Here is a 17,387-nt window from a genome sequence, read left to right as displayed (position 1 = left end):
CTACCGGGGCGGCAATCGGGCGCTGAGGCCCGAACCTATGAGCATCGTCTTTCTTGTCGCTTTTTCGTACAGGAAGGGAAAAGGGGGAGCAAGCTCCAATCCCATGTTCGAGCTCAAATTCTTCGTATCTAAACGGTATTGTGCGTGCGCATACGTGCCCGACCTGTTTTTATGGTATGGGAAAAAAGTGCGCACGACGCACTTTTTTCCCATACCATAAAAACAAGAATAAGTAGTTCTAATACATGGGGTAGAATAAGAAAGGAAGAGAAAGATATTTATCAGGAAGGGAAAAAACCATGGCGACAGTGCGTGAAGAGACCTTTCGTTTGTTACGTCAGCTTGGGCTTACAACTATTTTTGGCAATCCAGGTTCAACTGAATTGCCATTTCTGCGCGATTATCCAGAGGATTTTCAATATGTGCTGGGGTTACAGGAGGCGGCGGTGGTAGGGATGGCCGATGGGTATGCACAGGCCAGCGGCCACGCGGCACTGGTCAATCTACATACCGCGCCCGGTGTAGGTAATGCTATGGGCAATATCGTGACCGCATTTCATAATCGTAGCCCTTTGATTATCACGGCAGGTCAGCAGACGCGTGAGATGATGGCTCTGGAGCCGCTGCTCTTTGCTCGTGATGCTATCGAGCTACCCAAACCATATGTTAAATGGAGCCATGAGCCTGCGCGGGCGCAAGATGTGCCAGCTGCCATTGTTCGTGCCTATCATATGGCCACCCAGCAGCCGCGAGGCCCGGTCTTTCTTTCCATTCCGATGGATGACTGGGATGCGGAGGTGGAACCGCTGGACCTTCATGAGGTCGCGCAGCGCATCGCACCCGATCCTATTGCCCTGCAGGAGATTGCAAAGCAGTTGCAAGCCAGCCAGAAACTGGCGCTGGTCGTTGGGGCCGAGGCCGATCGAGATGGAGCCTGGGAGCAGATGATCGCGCTGGCCGAACGCACCAACGCCGCAGTCTGGCGCGCACCGTTATCAGGCCGCGTGGGTTTTCCGGATAAGCATCCTTTCTTCCAAGGTGATCTGCCACCAGCGGCTAAACTGGCATCTGAAAAACTGGCTGGCTATGATACCGTACTGGTCGTAGGGGCACCAGTCTTCCACTATTATCCCTATGTGCCAGGTCCCATCGTGAAAGAAGGCACCACCGTCATTCATATCACCAACGATCCAGAAGAGGCCGCCCGCACCCGGGTGGGTCGTAGCCTGGTGGGACACATCGCCTTAACGGTCGAGCAGTTATTGCCACTACTGACGCGTTCCGAGAGGGCAAAGCCCGAGCCACTGCGCGCGCCCGAAGTACCGGCGGCCCAGACACCGATCCTACCAGCTTTTCTTATGCACACTCTGAGTCAGATCTTGCCCGAGGATGCCGTTGTCCTCGACGAATCCCCATCCACCAGCGGCATCCTGCGCAGGTATATCAAGGCCAGCAGTCCCGGAAGCTTCTATCTGACCGGGAGTGGTGGACTGGGCTATGCTATGCCGGCAGCCATTGGCGTCAAGATGGCCCTGCCCGAGCGCACAGTGGCTTGCGTAATTGGCGATGGCTCCAGCATGTACTCGATCCAGGCACTGTGGACCGCTGCGCAACTGCGGCTCCCTGTTCTCTTTGTCGTATTACGTAACGAAACTTATGCCATCCTCAAAGCCTTTGCGCGTTTTGAGCAGGTCGGTGAAAAGGTTCCAGGGCTGGACCTGCCTGGCATCGATATCTTGCAGATTGCCCGGGGGTTTGGCTGTGAAACTCAACGTGTCGAGCATCCCCAGGATCTGGCACCTGCGATCCAGAAACACTTGCAGGCAGGACGACCCACCGTGCTCGAAGTGCTCGTAGATAAAAAAGGCTCCTCGCTCATTTAAAAACCATCCCTGAGCGAAAAGCAATAATAATAATAATGCTATGCAGGATCGATCAGGTGCATAGCATTATTATTATTGATTTTTCTGGCTGGTAGGAATTAAACTGGAGGAAAGCCTCGCACGTACAATTCGTGTTTATTGTTGCTGTTTTTGATTTAGGAAGGTAAAAAACCTAATGCTCGATATGCAAAGCGCAACATTCGTTCCTGAGACATGATTCTATCATCCGCTGAACGGAAGCCGTGACCCGCGTCAAACCAGAGAATCTCGATATATTTGCCTTGTGCGCGCATCAGTTCTTCATAGACCTCAATCTGGCGAGCGGGACAGCGAGTATCGTTGCGACCCTGGATAAGTAGAACCGGAGCGGTCACGTGTTCAACGTAGGTGATTGGAGAGCTTTTCTTGTACTGGTCTGGCTTTTCGTCGGGGGTACCGCGGAAGAGGCCTGCAAGATAGCCCTTGTGTTTATCCGACGAGTACTTATATTGCACCAGGCGATCGGCAACGGCGATGCCACCCATACCACCTGCCCAGAGATTCGGGTACTTTCCCAGCGCCTGCAGTGTCAGATACCCCCATAGGACCGGCCAGTAAGGAAAACCTGGTCTGGCCGAGCAATGCCCTGCTCAATCAGCCACGTACGTGCGCCAACCATGTCTTCAACCTCTAGATCGCCTGGATTGCCCCAGATCTGCTCTAAAAACTGCTTGCCAAAGGTTGTCGAACCTCGATAATTAATCGAGGCAAACGCAAAGCCATGGTCCACCCACGATTGACACACTGCATCAAATCGCTCAACTGTGACGGCATTCGGTCCACCATGCGTTTCCAGGATAGTTGGAAATGGACCCTCGCCTTCCGGCACACAGAGCCATCCCTGAATCGTCTCGCCATCCGTGGATGGGAACGTAAACGATTTCCATGGCTGCCCCTCCGGAACAGTATCAGCCGCGATCAATATATGTTTCTGCTGCCCTGTCCTTTCATCCAGTTCAATGATGCAGGCGGCATGATTAGCATTCTGCCAGGTTGTCAGGATGGTGTCATCAGGTCCAAAATGGGTCTGTGTATAAGTACCGCTCGGATGCTGAAGTGCATGCAAAGCGCCGCTTTCCAGATTATAGATATAGAGGCGCTGCACCGCTTGTCGAAACTGGCAGAGCAGGAGTCGCTTGCCATCACTGGACCAGTCCAACGGCTTGATCTCACCCTCCAGTTCATCCAGGGGCAGATTATAACGTTCACCTGTACAAGGATTCCAGAGCAGGGGGCGCATATTACCACTGCGATTGCTGGTCGCCAGCACACGCAGATCGCCAGCCACAGGAGAAAAAGTGAATAGATCCAGGCTAGCCCCAGGACCATCTTCCAACTCGCCGATGCGTTCGCCGCTTCTGACATCGAATGCTATCAGGGTATATTGAAGTGTTCCCGTGCTCTCTGTCGAAGCAATGACTGCCACTTCTCCATCATATGAAAGTACCGGGCTCATCGCCAACTTCGGGTTACTATACAGTAGGTGTGGTTCTCCGATAGGGTCTTTCTCTCCCACCTCAATGCAATAAAGATGATAGGCATTCGAGTGGGCCACAACCCCACCAAGTACACGACTTGACCCACTGATCGTCAATCCATAGAGCGTAGACTCCTGCGATACAACATATGGCGGAAGATTTGGCGTAAGATCTACGGGATTACCACCTTCGTAGGGGATGCGTAAAAAATGTCCCGTTTCGTTTCCTCCCTGGTCTTCTAGATAATATAGATACTGTCCATCAGGAGAAAGAACGACTTCAAACAGTCCATCGGGTTTGTGGGTTAACTGTGTCATCGTATTTGTAGAGACATCCCAACTGTATATCTGAAAAACATGATTAGCCTGATTGCTGATCACAATACCCCGTCCGGGATTCTCCCTTGCTATACGGGCGCTAAATATTATAGACGCGTTAAACCGCTGTTTCCAGGGAGCTGTTTCGTCAAGGAGAGGTTCTTTGAGCATAACATCCTCTAATATCTATCATGAATTAAACAAAAGAAGCTACATAATTTTACAACTGGCGCAACATATACGCCAGTCCGGAGATTTTTTAAGGGCTTTTTCATGTTCCTCTTTGGCGCCTGCGGCGCCGGGTTGGGAGGGTGGAGTGTGGTGTGGTAAGTGGCCGCGGCCACTCACCACACCACACTCCACACCTGAAATAATGCCCATCGTATCGCTGGCTCGCGACCTCCCTGCGATCTCTAGACGAATAGTAAAAAGCCCTGGAATACATGTTGTATCCTTGACATGGAGATAGCTGTTAATGTATTGTATATTTGGGACGTACGATTATTGCCGTACGTTGGGGAATGCCAGTACGATAGGTGTAGGATGAGCTCAGAACAAGATAAGTATGCTGACACCACTCTGGTGGATGGTGAGGCAATCGTGATGCCTGAACTGCCCGCTACGCTTACGGTTAATAGCGCGCAACAATTTAAAGCCTTCGGGGATACGACCCGTATGAGTATTTTAGATCTCATCAAATATGAGCCGTTGACGGCCAAGCAGATTGGTGCGCGCCTGAAGATTCCAGCCGGGACCATCGGGCACCATCTACAGGTATTGGAGGCCGCCGGGCTGGCCCAGGTTGTCGCGCGCCGGTTAGTGCATGGGATCACGGCCAAGTATTATACGCGCACCGCTCGCCTGTTTATCTTTGATTTCCCGCCAGAAGTCGCTTCAGGTATGGAGCGGACGCTGAATTTCCTGACCCAGGCGCGTGCACAGCTAGTAGATACGCTGGCTGCAGATGCCCAGGATGTATTTTGCCATACAGGATTTCCGCATGCACGTTTGTCGCGTGAGCGAGTAGAAGAGTTTAATCGGCGTTTGTTTGAGCTAGCGTATGATTTTGCTACCGCTGAGCCCGATCCAGATGGGCAGGTCTATGGATTATCGATCGCGCTCTTTCAGTCACCCCCTTACTTGCAAAATCTAAAGCCGGGTGAGGAGCAGCAGGACATAGACATACCAGACTAGATTTGTTGAATTGAATTGGTAGACAGATAACTTGAAGAAGGCATAGGAGGCCTGCATGACCGTTCAACAGGATGAGAAACTTGTATCTGTAAAAAAGCCAAATTGGGACTTCTGGAAATATTGGACCGGACAGACCATCTCAAATCTAGGTAGTTCGGTAACAATGTTTGCATTACCCCTGCTAGTCTATACTATTTCAGGCTCTGCGCTCAGCCTGGGCATCTCTTCTGCGGCCAATATGCTGCCATATCTGCTGTTTGGTCTGCTTCTGGGAGCCTGGGCAGATCGCGTAGACCGTAAGCGATTGATGATCTTTGTTGATATAGCGCGTGCCGTCGTGATCTCGACTATTCCGCTCGCGGCAGCATTTGGCCTGCTCTCGGTATGGTGGATATACGCGGTAGGATTTGTGAGCTCGACCTTGAGCATCTGTTTTGATGCCGGTGAGTTCGCAGCCATTCCCAGCCTGGTAGATCAGAGTGATCTGGTAACAGCCAATGGGCGCATACAGGCAAGCTATTCAGCGGCCAGTATCCTGGGTCCAGTCCTGGCAGGTATCCTGGTTGCTTTTGTGCCGCTGGTCGGGCTCATATTCCTCGATGCCTTCTCCTTTTTATTGTCGGCTCTTTCAATTGCACTGGTTGCCATCAGTTTCAACAGTCAGCGCGAAGAAGCATCGGAGCGCAAACACATCGCACGCGATGTCATCGAAGGCTTACGCTATGTCTGGGGGCATCCAGTCTTGCGAAACATTTCCCTGATGATGGCGCTGGTGAACTTTGTGTCAGCCACCCAGGGAGCACAGCTAGTCCTGTTTGCCAAAGAACGTCTGCACGCTAGCGATACCCAGGTCGGCTTCCTCTATACCGCGGGCAGTGTTGGTGTGGTTGTGCTGGCCTTGCTAGCTGGCAGATTACGGAAACGCTGGCCCTTCAGCAAGGTCGCGCTGATCGCCTTGATGTGCGATGGTCTATTTATCTTTGCCCTATCCTTCACACGCTGGTTCTGGCTGGCGCTGATATTTGTCGGCTTGTTACAGGGATGCGGTATACTCTTCAACATCAACACCGGAAGTTTACGCCAGGCCATTGTCCCTAACCACATGCTAGGACGAGTAATGAGCATTGCAAGCGTACTGGCATGGTCTGCCATTCCGCTTGGGGCCCTGTTAGGTGGAGTGATTATCAACCAGACCCACAACGTGATGCTCGTGTATAGTGTTGCCGGCCTGCTGGTAATGTTAATTCCCCTCTGCTTCTTCTTCACCCCCCTCGGACACGCAGAGCGCTACCTCCCTCAGCATATAAGCGAATGAGCGGGCCTCCTCTGAGGCGTCCGAGCTCTTTTTGTACTTAAGGCATGGTCCAAAATAAGCCTGAACCATGCCTTAAGTAATTATGTTTAATAAACATCGGAGGTACAAAATATGGGCCGCCGCCCATATTTTGTACCTCCGATAAACAAGTCCGAGCGCATCCGCGCTCGTACGCAAGAGAGCAATATGAAATATATCTCATTGCAAAAGTAATTTCAGATTGTTTCAAATAAGTATATTTTATGTGGGTTTGATTCGTATAAAGAAGAGAATAGTAAACCTTTACCCTTGAGGATCTGAGCGAGTATGGGCTATAATCAAGCGGGGCAGTCAAAAGGATGTGAGATTGTGAGAACGTGTGGGGATGGATCTGATGGGGGTCACAAGGACGTATTGTTGTATGTAAGTATTTGGATAAAAGCATGATCTTTTATGAAAGAGGATGTGTATGAAGTATGGTATTTCTCTTCCCAATGGCTGGAAGATGAGTTTGGTGGATGTCAAAGATCCCGTCGATGCTTATGAGACGATGACCAATGTAGCGAAAGCTGCCGATGAGACAGGCTTTGAATCGGTCTGGTTAGTTGATCACTTTCATACCGTTCCAAAACCCACCCAGGAAGTGACCTTTGAATGCATGATGTCCCTGGCCGCTCTGGCTCGCGATACAAAGCGTGTGCGCATTGGTCAGATCGTTGCCTGTAACAGTTATCGCAATCCTGCCCTGCTGGCAAAGATGGCCAGTACCCTGGATGTCTTGAGCCATGGTCGTCTGAACTTTGGCATCGGAGCAGGCTGGTATGAGCATGAGTATCGCGCCTACGGCTATCCTTTCCCGGATGCACCAGAGCGCCTGAAAATGTTGCGCGAAGCATTGCAGGTTATTCATGCCATGTGGGAGCAAGAAGAGGCGACCTTTGAAGGTAAATATTACCAGATCAGGGGCGCTATCAACCAACCAAAGGGCGTGCAGAAACCTCACATTCCGATTCTGATCGGTGGTGGTGGTGAGAAGGTAACGCTAAAACTGGTCGCCCAGTATGGTGATGCCTGTAACGTAGGTGGAGATCGCCAGACGCTGCAGCATAAACTGGACGTGTTGAAGCAACATTGTGAGACCGTTGGCCGTGATTTCAGCAGCATCCACTGCACGACTGGCGCCTATTGCTCGATTGCTGATACCGACGCAGAGGCCCTGGCCCTGGTTCCAGAAGGTGCTCGCAACGGACTCCACGAACTTTCACTGGTGGGTAGTCCAGAAACGATTCGCCAGCGCATCGCCATTCTCGAAGAAATGGGCATCCATGAAATCATCATTGATTTCCCCAGCTCAACCGATCTGACTCCCCTCTATCGCTTTGCCAAAGAATTTATTGCCTAGCAACATAGGCATATCTGTATGTATTATGCTGCTAGTAAAATCATAAGATAGAGCCAAGCAAATGGAACGCTTGAACATCGTAAACAACGATGTTCAAGCGTTCCTCTTTGTTTTGATGAAAGCATAGAATATTCATCTGGATGAGGTTAACACTCAGCTTTTGTATATGGGTATTAAGAGCATGAATGGATGATAGACATTGACAAAGGTGCATATTATCCCTTACAATTAATTCAATCACTGATTGAATTAATTGTAAGGGATAATATGGTCAGAGCCGTCAAACCTGTTGATCGTAAGGTTATGCGTGAAGCCAATCAGAGCACATTGCTGAACCTGATTCGTCTGCACGCGCCTGTTTCTCGTAGCCAGCTGGTAACCCTATCGGGTCTGAGTACTGGAACTGTTGTAGGTATTACCGCGGATTTGCTCAAGGAGCAGTTTGTAATTGAACAGGGGACTGCCGCTTCAAGCGTGGGACGCAAAGCTGGACTTCTGGACTTGCATCCCGAAGGCGCGTATGTCATTGGATTGAGCCTGGTCGAGGCGGATATCATTGCACTTGCGCTCCTCAATCTGAGCGGTGAAGTCGTTTACAGCGCGAACTGGCATGCTGACCTGCGTGATCAGAACCAGGTGGTTACCAGGATCTCGCAAGGCGTGACTGACTTTCTTCTTACATGTAATGTTTCTCGCAGCAGAATACTAGGTCTAGGTTGTGGTTTGCCTGGATATGTCAATGCAGATACGGGGAGCAGTATCGACAACTGGATTCACGATTGGCACCAACTGGATGTGGCACAACCCTTGTCGCAACAATTACAGATGCCTGTATATACCGATAACATCATGAACTGCCTGGGATGCTATGAGAAGTTATTTGGACGCGGCAAACAGTATCAGCATTTTCTAGTAGTCACGCTAGGTCGTGGAGTTGGGATGGCGATGGTGATGAATGGGGAAGTGTATCGTGGGGCACACGGAGGTGGGGGAGAGCTAGGGCATGTGCCATGTATTCCTGGAGGTCGTCAATGTACCTGCGGTAATCGTGGCTGCCTGGAGGCCTACATCTCTGACAATGGCTTGCTGATGTCGTATCGCGAACTATTCCAGACAGAATCGATAGATACTGATGAATTAACGCTTGCGCAGATCCATGATCGTGCCCAACCAGATGATGATGGCAGGTTAGCTGGGATCTTTATGCAGGCTGGTAAGTTGTTAGGCATCAGCCTGGCAACCATGGTGAATGTTTTCAATCCCGAATGTATTATTCTTACCGGTGTAAATATGGATAGTTACCCGCTCATGTTCGAGGTCATGCATAGCGCATTGCGCGCACATATATTTTCAAGTCTGGGGGAGAAACTATCAATCGTGATCGAAGCAGTAGCAGAAACCCGCTGGGCACAAGGCGCTGGTTGTCTGGTCTTACGCCAGGTCTTTGGCTCACCTTTTCTATTAGCTGATAATACCCATTAATTCTATTTTTGTACGTATTAAAAACTGAGAGAAAGGAAGAAATTAATCATCTAACGTAAAACGCAAATGGTCATAGTAAGCAAGTTGTTTAACAAGGAAGGCAGCCATGTAATGAAACATAGCTGTACCTTGCAATCTTTTCCAGGGAAGGACAAGATCATGTATCTACATCAGAACCTTTTGCGCCTCATCGCCGTCGTTTTGTGTGCATTTTTCATAACTGGCATCTTGTTTATTGCTCCAGATCATGCCACTGCTGCTCATGCCAGCAGCCAGATCATACACAGGCCATCCACAATCAGCAATGGTGTGGGTCAGAAACCGTATATGGGTTGGAGTAGTTGGAGTCTGGAATCTACTAATTATAGTGGCTATAACACCATCTGGCTCAACGCCGCTCATGTCAAGGCTCAATCGGATGTTATGCATCAGAAACTGCAATCCCATGGCTACCAGGATATCAATATTGATGCAGGCTGGTGGATGGATAGCAATTGGAAGACTGAATTTGATAGTTATGGGCGACCCAGTCCAGATGCCAGTCGTTTTCCCGCAGGCATTTCGGATATCGCTACCTATGTGCATAACAATGGTCAAAAGCTTGGTATCTATTATAATCCCGGCATGGATGTCCAGGTTTACAATCAAAATTATCCTATTTATGGCACAAGCTGCCACGCGCAAGATATTGTGGTGAAGCCGCTCACCAAAACTGATGGCTGGCTAGGGAACTACGCGATTGATTATACAAATCCCTGTGCTCAGGCCTACATCAACTCGATTGCCAACCAGTTTGCCTCCTGGGGCGTTGATTTTCTAAAACTGGACGGCGTCACACCCGGTTCCGATCAGAGCGTTAACTCATCTGATAATCGCCCCGACGTCCAGGCATGGTCTCTGGCACTTCAACAGAGTGGGCGTGCAATCTGGTTAGAGCTTTCCTGGTCTTTAGATCATAATTATCTCAGTACCTGGCAACAATATGCCAATGGTTGGCGTATCGATACTGATGTTGAGTGCTATTGTAGCTCGTTGGTGACCTGGAATAAATCAATCAAAGCACGCTTCAATGATGTTGTCCCCTGGATCAATAGTGCCGGCCCTGGAAGCTGGAATGACCTGGACTCACTGGACATTGGCAGTGGAACGATGGATGGCATCTCGCAGGATGAGCGTCAGACATATATGACCTTATGGGCGATTGAGTCTGCGCCACTCTATACAGGAGATGATCTCACCCAAGTGGATAGTTATGGCACCTCATTACTGACCAATGACGAAGTGATCGCGGTCGACCAGTCTGGTCATGCAGCGCATCCGGTTTCGCAAGCCTCCAACCAGCAGGTCTGGTTCGCTAATAATACTGATGGCAGTTACACCGTTGCTCTCTTCAATCTTGACAGCTCCAGCGCGACCGTTACTGCTAACTGGAGCGAGCTGGGTTTTAGTGGTAGTGCCACAGTACGTGATCTGTGGAGCCATAGCGAACTGGGTAGCTTCAATAATAATTTTAGCGCTACGCTTGGCGCGCATGCCTCCCGTCTGTTAAGGATCATCCCTGGTAATACCAGCACACTGTCCTATGAAGCTGAGTCCGCCGATAATTCAATTGGCGGAGGAGCCAGTGTTGTTAGTTGTAGCGCCTGTTCTGGTGGCCAGAAAGTCGGCAATATTGGGAGCGGTGCATATGTGCAGTTGAACAACATCTACGCAAACAGTGCTGGCACTGCAACCATCAGTGTATATTACATCGATGGAGATACAGGCAGGTCCGCGCAACTGAGCGTGAATGGGGGCTCGGCAACAACCTTGAATTTCCATGGCACTAACAATAACAATTGGGACACTGTTCAGAGTATGAATATAGCGGTCAGCTTGCATGTAGGAAGCAATAGCATTAAAATCTTCAGCTCATCTGGCTGGGCGCCTGACATTGATCGGATTGTAGTGAGTACGGGCGCTGTCTCTTATGAGGCCGAAGCGTCCGGCAATACTCTTGGTGGTAGCGCCAGTGTAGTTAATTGTAGTGCCTGCTCAGGTGGACATAAAATAGGAAACATTGGCAATGGTGCATATGTGCAGGTGAATAACGTCCATGCGAACAGTGCCGGCGACTATACCCTGACTCTGTATTATATAGATGGAGATACAGGTAGATCTGGCCAGCTTAGCGTGAACGGCACCGTTGCATCGACTATCAACTTCCATGGTACTAATGATAACAACTGGAATTATGTCCAGGCCATAACTACTACCGTTACCTTGAACGCTGGTACTAACACCATCAGTTTAGCCAGTCCCTCCGGCTGGACCGTAGATCTCGACCGCATCGTTGTCTAGATGCGCTGGTTTAATCCTGAAAGAAATGGGGATGTCGCTGTACAAGTAATCACAGCGGCATCCCCGTTTCTTGTGATCATGTGCTGTCAAGCACAAAATATCCGCAGCGACTTATTGCTGCATTGTGCATTATGCCTCCATGGCTATTAATCCAACGTTCTTTAAATGGATTAGACATGTTGTTGCTAGGATCTGCTCTGAGGATATAGGGAAAAGCTGAGGGGCTGTTGTGTTTGCTGAGAGGAGTAGGTTATGGGCCTTATCACGACATCTACACATATATTTTATTGTTTAACCGAGGGCACAGAGATGCGCGAGGAGGGCGACAACCTGGTTGTCCACTCGCCTTTCTTCCAGATTACTATTTCTCGCCTCAGTCCTGGACTTCATGACGTACTGAGGAGGCTTGAACATACACCATGTTCCATGCAATGGATCAATGAAGCTATTTATGCTGCCCATGAGGAGAGCCAGCTGACTACTTTTTATCGTTATATCTCCAGTCTGCTGCGCCATCAGATGGTCCATATATGTGTGGGAAGAACGGCTGATACCATGCCACTGGCGAGCCTATATCCCATGTCAATCTCCTTCCAGCATCAGTGGATAAACATTAAGGTTGAGCAAGTATATCGGATGTCGCGTTTTGCTTATCTGCACCGGGGTGAGGATGGATTGCAGTATCTGGAATCGCCACTCGCGCATGCCTGTATCCAATTGCATGCTCCACTTGTTGCTACCCTGGTTTATCAGCTTGGTACAGCCATGACTCCACCCGAACTGGCTCGGGCCCTGGGAGAAGAGGAGCTCGACCTTGTGGCAAGTATAGTCGCACTGCTGCTGATGGGCAACTTCGCGGCCGCCACCAGGGATGATGGTCGACTCGGGGAAGATAGTAACGAAGCTTTACGGCAATGGGAATTTCACGATCTGTTATTTCACAGCCGCAGCCGGGTAGGTAGACATAATAATATGGTGGGTGGAACCTATCGTTTTCTACATCAGATTCAACCCCAACCAGTCGTGAAGCAGTCCCAATGGCCAGTCACGCTACAATTGCCACAACCAGATATGGCGCGTATCTGTAGTGTAGATCCCCCTTTTGCGACCGTGATGGAGGAGCGCTGCTCTATACGCACATATGATAAGCAGCCGATTACGCTTGACCAACTCAGCGAGTTCCTCTATCGTGTTGCGCGCGTCAAAGCAACCTATATATATGGAGAGGGTAGTGAACTGTCAAAAAGACCTTACCCCGGTGGGGGCGCCAGTTATGAAATCGAATTTTACCTGACAATTGATCATTGCGCAGGCCTTCCTCCAGGACTCTACTGGTATGATCCATTAAAGCATGCCCTGGCCTTGATCCGAGAGACAGATCAGGATACCGAAAGGTTGTTGATCGATGCCTGCCAATCGATGGGGGACTGTGATCAGCTGCAAGTATTAATTACGCTGGCCGCCCGTTTTCAAAGGGTTTCATGGAAATATCAAAGTATAGCCTATGCCTTGATACTGAAAGATGTTGGAGTGCTTTATGACACCATGTACCTGGTGGCCACCGCTATGCAACTGGCTCCTTGCGCACTGGGCGCCGGTGACGCGGATCTATTCTCAAAATTAATCGGATCTGATTATTTCCAGGAAACTTCCGTGGGAGAGTTTACGCTGGGTAGCAAAGCGACCCTGGAATCATAGATGATAGGGTTTATGGGATGTCCCTGTATTTCAGCGCACAGGCACCAGCGCATTAAAAAAATGGATGGGGATGTGGATTGATCTCGGCCTCGGTGAGAGGGTGATCCTGGTATCCCAGTGTATAGGGTAGCTGATGCAGGCGGCTAAAGCCTGTCACACGACGATTGTGCTGTCCAAATGTCATCGGTAACATGCCGGGCATGAGTATTTTTACACAGCGCAAACCACAGGGAATATGCTCTGGCGCTGTCTGGTCGACTACGATAGTATCGATGCCTCGCTTGAGATAATACTGAATAAGTTGTGCAAGGTCATCTTTCAAATCCAACTGCTCTGGCGGCTGACGATAGAAAGTGTCAAAAGCTTCCTGAAAGGTTTGTTTGCGTTGTGTATGGCATAAGAAGTCAAGCCGATCAAAAGCTTCGGGCAAATAATAGACTAATGGATGATCATGCATTGCTTTGACCAGGCTAGAATTCTCCAGCATTTCAAGTGCTTGTGCTCTTTCGTGTTGATATGTTGCAGCAGAGAATGGCATAGAAGCTATGAGTTCCCGCAGGCCCCTGAATAAGGCTTGCTCTGGATGTGGATGTGAGCCAGCCATGGCATGGACTTTAGGCATCCCTTCACGATTCTGTTCATCTATACCCAGCAAGCAGAGGCATGGAACGGCATGATCCAGTGTCGCATTCCACACATATACTGTATAGCCAGATTGGTACTCCAGGCGTTCAACAAGTAAACGAACGGTGGGATCTGTCACTGTATGAATATCCAGGCGCGGCAGACCCGCTTGCGCATACCAGGTAAGCAGAAAGGCATCGCGCTCTACCACCTCAAGGCAGCCATGGAAGATAGCCTCTTCCAGATTATTCCCTAGAGCGCAGCCATTGGATATCTCATACACAAAGGCAGGGTTCTCTTTGGTCGGCGTAATTCCATAATAGACGCAGTGTTCCGGAACAAGGATGGGAGATTGATGTTGAAAGGAATAGCCCCAGACCCAATTAAACTCCAGGTCATGATGATAGGGTACATGTTGATTGCAATGATGGTGATTGTGTTGTTCATTGATGTCTGGACCAGGGAGCCCCAGTGTTGTTGGATCAAGTACAGGTTGAGCTTGCTGGATCAGTTGATGGTAACTCGCTTGCACCATTGAGCGCTTGCTTCTAGGATACAAGCCCGCATAACGTTCGATGCTTTCTAAAACAGAAATAACCTTACTCTGTTGAGCGCATAACGTACAGCCAGTGCCCTGGTTTGTGTCTGTTCCATCTTGCACTTCATAAAGCACCTGAGACGAAGCAATCGGAAGCTCATTATTATGCTCGACGATGAGTGAATGGACCAATCCAACCCGTTCATCAACATAGGCTGAGAAAATTTGTTCAGCGCTGGCTGATGGTGATTGTGTACGATACGTAAAAGCATCTGGCTTCAGGCATGACTGCGGCGTAATGACAGCCTGCTTCGCTGTATCGTTGGATCGTTCACCACAATCTGGGCAGGACGACAAAGGTAGAAAAGCATGTCTTTGACAATCCAGAGTTTCCAATGAGATTGTCAATAGCGCCCCGTGGGTCTGTAGTTGGTCTGGCCGCTGGAAATAGGCGCTAATTTCTTCAACTACCAGTATGGCCAGCATTTCCAGGCTGAATGATGAGAGCCAGGGTTGCGCGGTGAGCGCCATATTTTCATGGTAGAGATACTGATACACCAGTTCACGTTCCGCTTCAGCATAAGTGGCTCCGAATTTGTGTAACTCAGCGCAACTCGAACAGCCTTTTTCGTCTGGAACGACGCAGGGTCCAATAATAGCCTCGCCAAATTGGGTATACACAGGCAGCAGTGGTGTATGTGCTAGCAGGCAGCGACGATTTATCTGTTGAAGTATTTGAGGAGCCCAGGTATCGCTGCAATAGACAATCAGGCCGCAGGTTGTGAGTTGTGGGGTGCTATCCTCTGGCGTTAACGAGATAATTCGATACAGGCTCTCTTCTAGATGTTGTTGTATGCTCCTGGTGATATTTCCCTGTCCAACCAGGCCAATGGTGTGTTTTGTTTGGATGCCCAGCGAATCATTATTCATGCTACACCTCTGCTCGGCTCAAGAGAGCACGCATGATATAGGGAAAGGCTTGTGTCAGGGCCGGATCATGGTCCAGCGGCACCACAAAGGCGCGTAAATTATGGGCTTGCAAGGTGCGTATCAACCATCCCAGGCGAGCCGACCATGCTTCGGGCAATGTGTATTCTGGTATATATACCTGTTTACCACGTAAGGCCCCAGGTAAATCTGGTACGGGAACAATTGCATACTCGGGTTGCTGGAACTGTACTGATTGATACTGCTGTAAGGCTTGCTCCAGCCCATGGCTCAAAGCCAGCGCCACATCGCAATGTGTACTGTAAGCAATGACTTTTCCTTCCACACAGATAGCAAAAGTTGGAACTTGTAATGTGCCCGTTACATCGTAGACCGTAAACTGCTCTACTGCAATCTGCAAGAGCCGATAGAGATGCCTACCTTCTGCTGTCATAAGAGTGCTGGCGAGATCAACCTGTGGATATGGATGGGGTGACGCTGACAATCGTTCAATGGTGAGGTAGCGGCACCAATCTAATAATGTCAGGCAGACTGCTTCATCCCAGTTCATTCCTGATGCAATGCCACGTTGATGTACTGTTGCTCGCTTGTTATGGTGTAGCGAGTAGAAGACCTGCTCGGCAGGCACAACACATGCCTGGTTGGTATGTAGATTCAGCGCCCAGGTCCACAGTTTATTTGTTGTCTGTGCAGGTGATGGATCAACCAATTGAGCAGTTGTTATGGTGGATAATGCTTGCTGTTGTACTTGCTCAAGGGTCAGCAAGCGTCTCTGATCCACCACCTCTGCCATGTAATATTCACAGGCTTCCTGGCAAGCACGCAGCCTGGCAGATGTCGTGTTTATAGAGGCTGCTACGACAGCTAGCGGCTCTTGTGGACCAGCTATAAGCATCGGATTGGTGATCTGCACTCTATAAACCCCCAGGGGGACCTGGACAAAATCTTCTGCATCCGGTGAAGTAAAAAGTCCGAGCTTCTCGTCTGTATAACGAGCGATTGCATCAAGAAAAGCCTCAGTGTTGATTGGGGACCTGTGCTGTAAGTGCTCAACCTGCTCAAGAAATTGTTGTGCCGTTGGTAGGATTGGATGTTGGTCGGTCAGGCAATGATGATGAGAAAGAAATGAATGGCTCTTACTCTGGAACGTTGCGAGATCAATATCAATTAACTGTCCGGAAGTTTGGGGATAGCCAATGTGCGTGAAGTATTTAAAAACCTCAAAAACGAGTCTATTGGCAATTATGCTAGCCGCTGATCTGGTCAGAGAAAGGTTGGGATCAGTCAGCGTTTGCTCAGAAAATTCATAATGTGGTAGCTCTCCTGAGCGTGAGGCCAGATTGGATTGCAGGCGTCGCCAGGCGCACTCCCAGCAGGCTTCTATTTTTGGATGTACCAATGGACCAACCCAGGCATGATTATTAATCATGATAGCTGGAATAAATATTTTCTTTTGTCTGACGCATAACCTATTTAATAGCCGGGCCAGTAGTGGTCGGTCAGAAATAAGAAGAATGGTGTCATAGGTCTGCATGATATCTCGCAACTCGATCTCATCATCCCAGGACCGTACAGTTAGCAATTGCACCGTTTGTTCGGGATCGTTAGTGTAAAATAGAGCTTGTTGTCCTGCTTCGGCGTTGTTTGCCTGAGCCATAATAGCGCCAATAACCTTTATACCCCGTTGCAGGCTTGCATGTATAAGCGAAGAGAAACAGAGGCCAGAGCCAATAATAAGTAGACGCTGGTTGCGAAAATGCTCAAATCTATGGGCCGCAGAGTTTTGAAAAGATTCGATAAAAGCAAGATCTGAGGAATACGTTTCCAATTCTAATGGAGATAAGTCTCGCGTTTGATCCTGGCTTACATCTTGAAGAAAACGATGGGCACTTAATTTCTCAATGAGATTTGTAATCATTTTTTTTCTGCTGATATCTAATCCATCCGTTATCTCTTCAAGAGTGGCATGCCCATCAAGGGTAGGGACAAGATGCTCCAATAAGCGATGTAAACTTTCGCCTTTAAGCCAGAGCCCACCATGATTATTACGAAGATAGATCCCACTGCGTATCGGGATGTAGCAGGTCTCGGACTTAAATTTTGGTTGCATATTCTATACCAACCTATCTACGACTTTTCGTAAGATGCAA

At 49.3% G+C, this 17,387-nt stretch carries 9 protein-coding genes and 1 pseudogene; 7 read left to right on the top strand and 3 right to left on the bottom strand.

Features of this window, described 5'->3' with window-relative positions:
• Nucleotides 1–299: 299 nt before the first annotated feature.
• Nucleotides 300–1,883, top strand: coding sequence for a benzoylformate decarboxylase (gene mdlC / locus EL645_RS29085; protein WP_126555176.1), 1,584 nt, complete (start codon nt 300–302; stop codon nt 1,881–1,883).
• Nucleotides 1,884–2,038: 155 nt separating this feature from the next.
• Here the strand turns inward: mdlC and EL645_RS43275 are convergent.
• A pseudogene (locus tag EL645_RS43275) lies at nt 2,039–3,162 on the bottom strand (S9 family peptidase).
• Nucleotides 3,163–4,260: 1,098 nt separating this feature from the next.
• On the opposite strand from EL645_RS43275, the gene EL645_RS29070 reads away from it, so the two are divergent.
• The 6 genes from EL645_RS29070 (at nt 4,261) to EL645_RS29045 (ending at nt 13,127) form a co-directional block, all read left to right on the top strand.
• Entirely contained in the window at nt 4,261–4,911 is a 651-nt protein-coding gene (locus EL645_RS29070) for an ArsR/SmtB family transcription factor (RefSeq protein ID WP_161977787.1), read from the top strand.
• A 55-nt stretch (nt 4,912–4,966) separates the two neighbouring features.
• A complete protein-coding gene (locus EL645_RS29065) occupies nt 4,967–6,226 on the top strand; it encodes an MFS transporter (protein ID WP_126555165.1) in 1,260 nt (419 codons plus the stop codon).
• Between the two features lie 442 nt (nt 6,227–6,668).
• Nucleotides 6,669–7,607, top strand: a complete 939-nt coding sequence (locus tag EL645_RS29060) for an LLM class F420-dependent oxidoreductase (RefSeq protein WP_170207752.1) — start codon at nt 6,669–6,671, stop codon at nt 7,605–7,607.
• Between the two features lie 189 nt (nt 7,608–7,796).
• Nucleotides 7,797–9,089 carry an ROK family protein gene (locus tag EL645_RS29055; protein WP_126555159.1) on the top strand — a complete coding sequence of 431 codons (1,293 nt, stop codon included), beginning with the start codon at nt 7,797–7,799 and terminating at the stop codon, nt 9,087–9,089.
• A gap of 159 nt (nt 9,090–9,248) precedes the next feature.
• A complete protein-coding gene (locus EL645_RS29050; protein WP_126555156.1) occupies nt 9,249–11,429 on the top strand; it encodes an alpha-galactosidase D in 2,181 nt (726 codons plus the stop codon).
• A 252-nt stretch (nt 11,430–11,681) separates the two neighbouring features.
• The gene (locus EL645_RS29045) at nt 11,682–13,127 is read left to right on the top strand and encodes a SagB family peptide dehydrogenase (RefSeq protein ID WP_126555153.1); all 1,446 of its coding nucleotides are present in this window, start codon (nt 11,682–11,684) and stop codon (nt 13,125–13,127) included.
• 52 nt (nt 13,128–13,179) lie between these two features.
• Here the strand turns inward: EL645_RS29045 and EL645_RS29040 are convergent, their stop codons facing one another.
• Together EL645_RS29040 and EL645_RS29035 are read right to left on the bottom strand one after the other, a co-directional pair.
• Nucleotides 13,180–15,219 (bottom strand): TOMM precursor leader peptide-binding protein, encoded by a 2,040-nt coding sequence (locus EL645_RS29040; protein WP_126555150.1) that lies wholly within the window; start codon nt 15,217–15,219, stop codon nt 13,180–13,182.
• A gap of 1 nt (nt 15,220) precedes the next feature.
• The gene (locus EL645_RS29035; protein ID WP_126555147.1) at nt 15,221–17,347 is read right to left on the bottom strand and encodes a TOMM precursor leader peptide-binding protein; all 2,127 of its coding nucleotides are present in this window, start codon (nt 17,345–17,347) and stop codon (nt 15,221–15,223) included.
• Nucleotides 17,348–17,387 lie beyond the last annotated feature (40 nt).

Origin of the sequence: Dictyobacter kobayashii, assembly GCF_003967555.1 — a bacterium.
GTDB lineage: Bacteria > Chloroflexota > Ktedonobacteria > Ktedonobacterales > Ktedonobacteraceae > Dictyobacter > Dictyobacter kobayashii.
Note: the sequence above shows the minus strand (reverse complement) of the source record. Positions and strands in the feature narration are given on the sequence as shown.

Excerpts from the sequence above, each read along its gene's own strand:
- mdlC (WP_126555176.1), top strand. The coding sequence starts at position 300 with ATGGCGACAGTGCGTGAAGAGACCTTTCGTTTGTTACGTCAGCTTGGG.
- EL645_RS29070 (WP_161977787.1), top strand. The coding sequence starts at position 4,261 with ATGAGCTCAGAACAAGATAAGTATGCTGACACCACTCTGGTGGATGGT.
- EL645_RS29065 (WP_126555165.1), top strand. The coding sequence starts at position 4,967 with ATGACCGTTCAACAGGATGAGAAACTTGTATCTGTAAAAAAGCCAAAT.
- EL645_RS29060 (WP_170207752.1), top strand. The coding sequence starts at position 6,669 with ATGTGTATGAAGTATGGTATTTCTCTTCCCAATGGCTGGAAGATGAGT.
- EL645_RS29055 (WP_126555159.1), top strand. The coding sequence starts at position 7,797 with ATGATAGACATTGACAAAGGTGCATATTATCCCTTACAATTAATTCAA.
- EL645_RS29050 (WP_126555156.1), top strand. The coding sequence starts at position 9,249 with ATGTATCTACATCAGAACCTTTTGCGCCTCATCGCCGTCGTTTTGTGT.
- EL645_RS29045 (WP_126555153.1), top strand. The coding sequence starts at position 11,682 with ATGGGCCTTATCACGACATCTACACATATATTTTATTGTTTAACCGAG.
- EL645_RS29040 (WP_126555150.1), bottom strand. The coding sequence starts at position 15,219 with ATGAATAATGATTCGCTGGGCATCCAAACAAAACACACCATTGGCCTG.
- EL645_RS29035 (WP_126555147.1), bottom strand. The coding sequence starts at position 17,347 with ATGCAACCAAAATTTAAGTCCGAGACCTGCTACATCCCGATACGCAGT.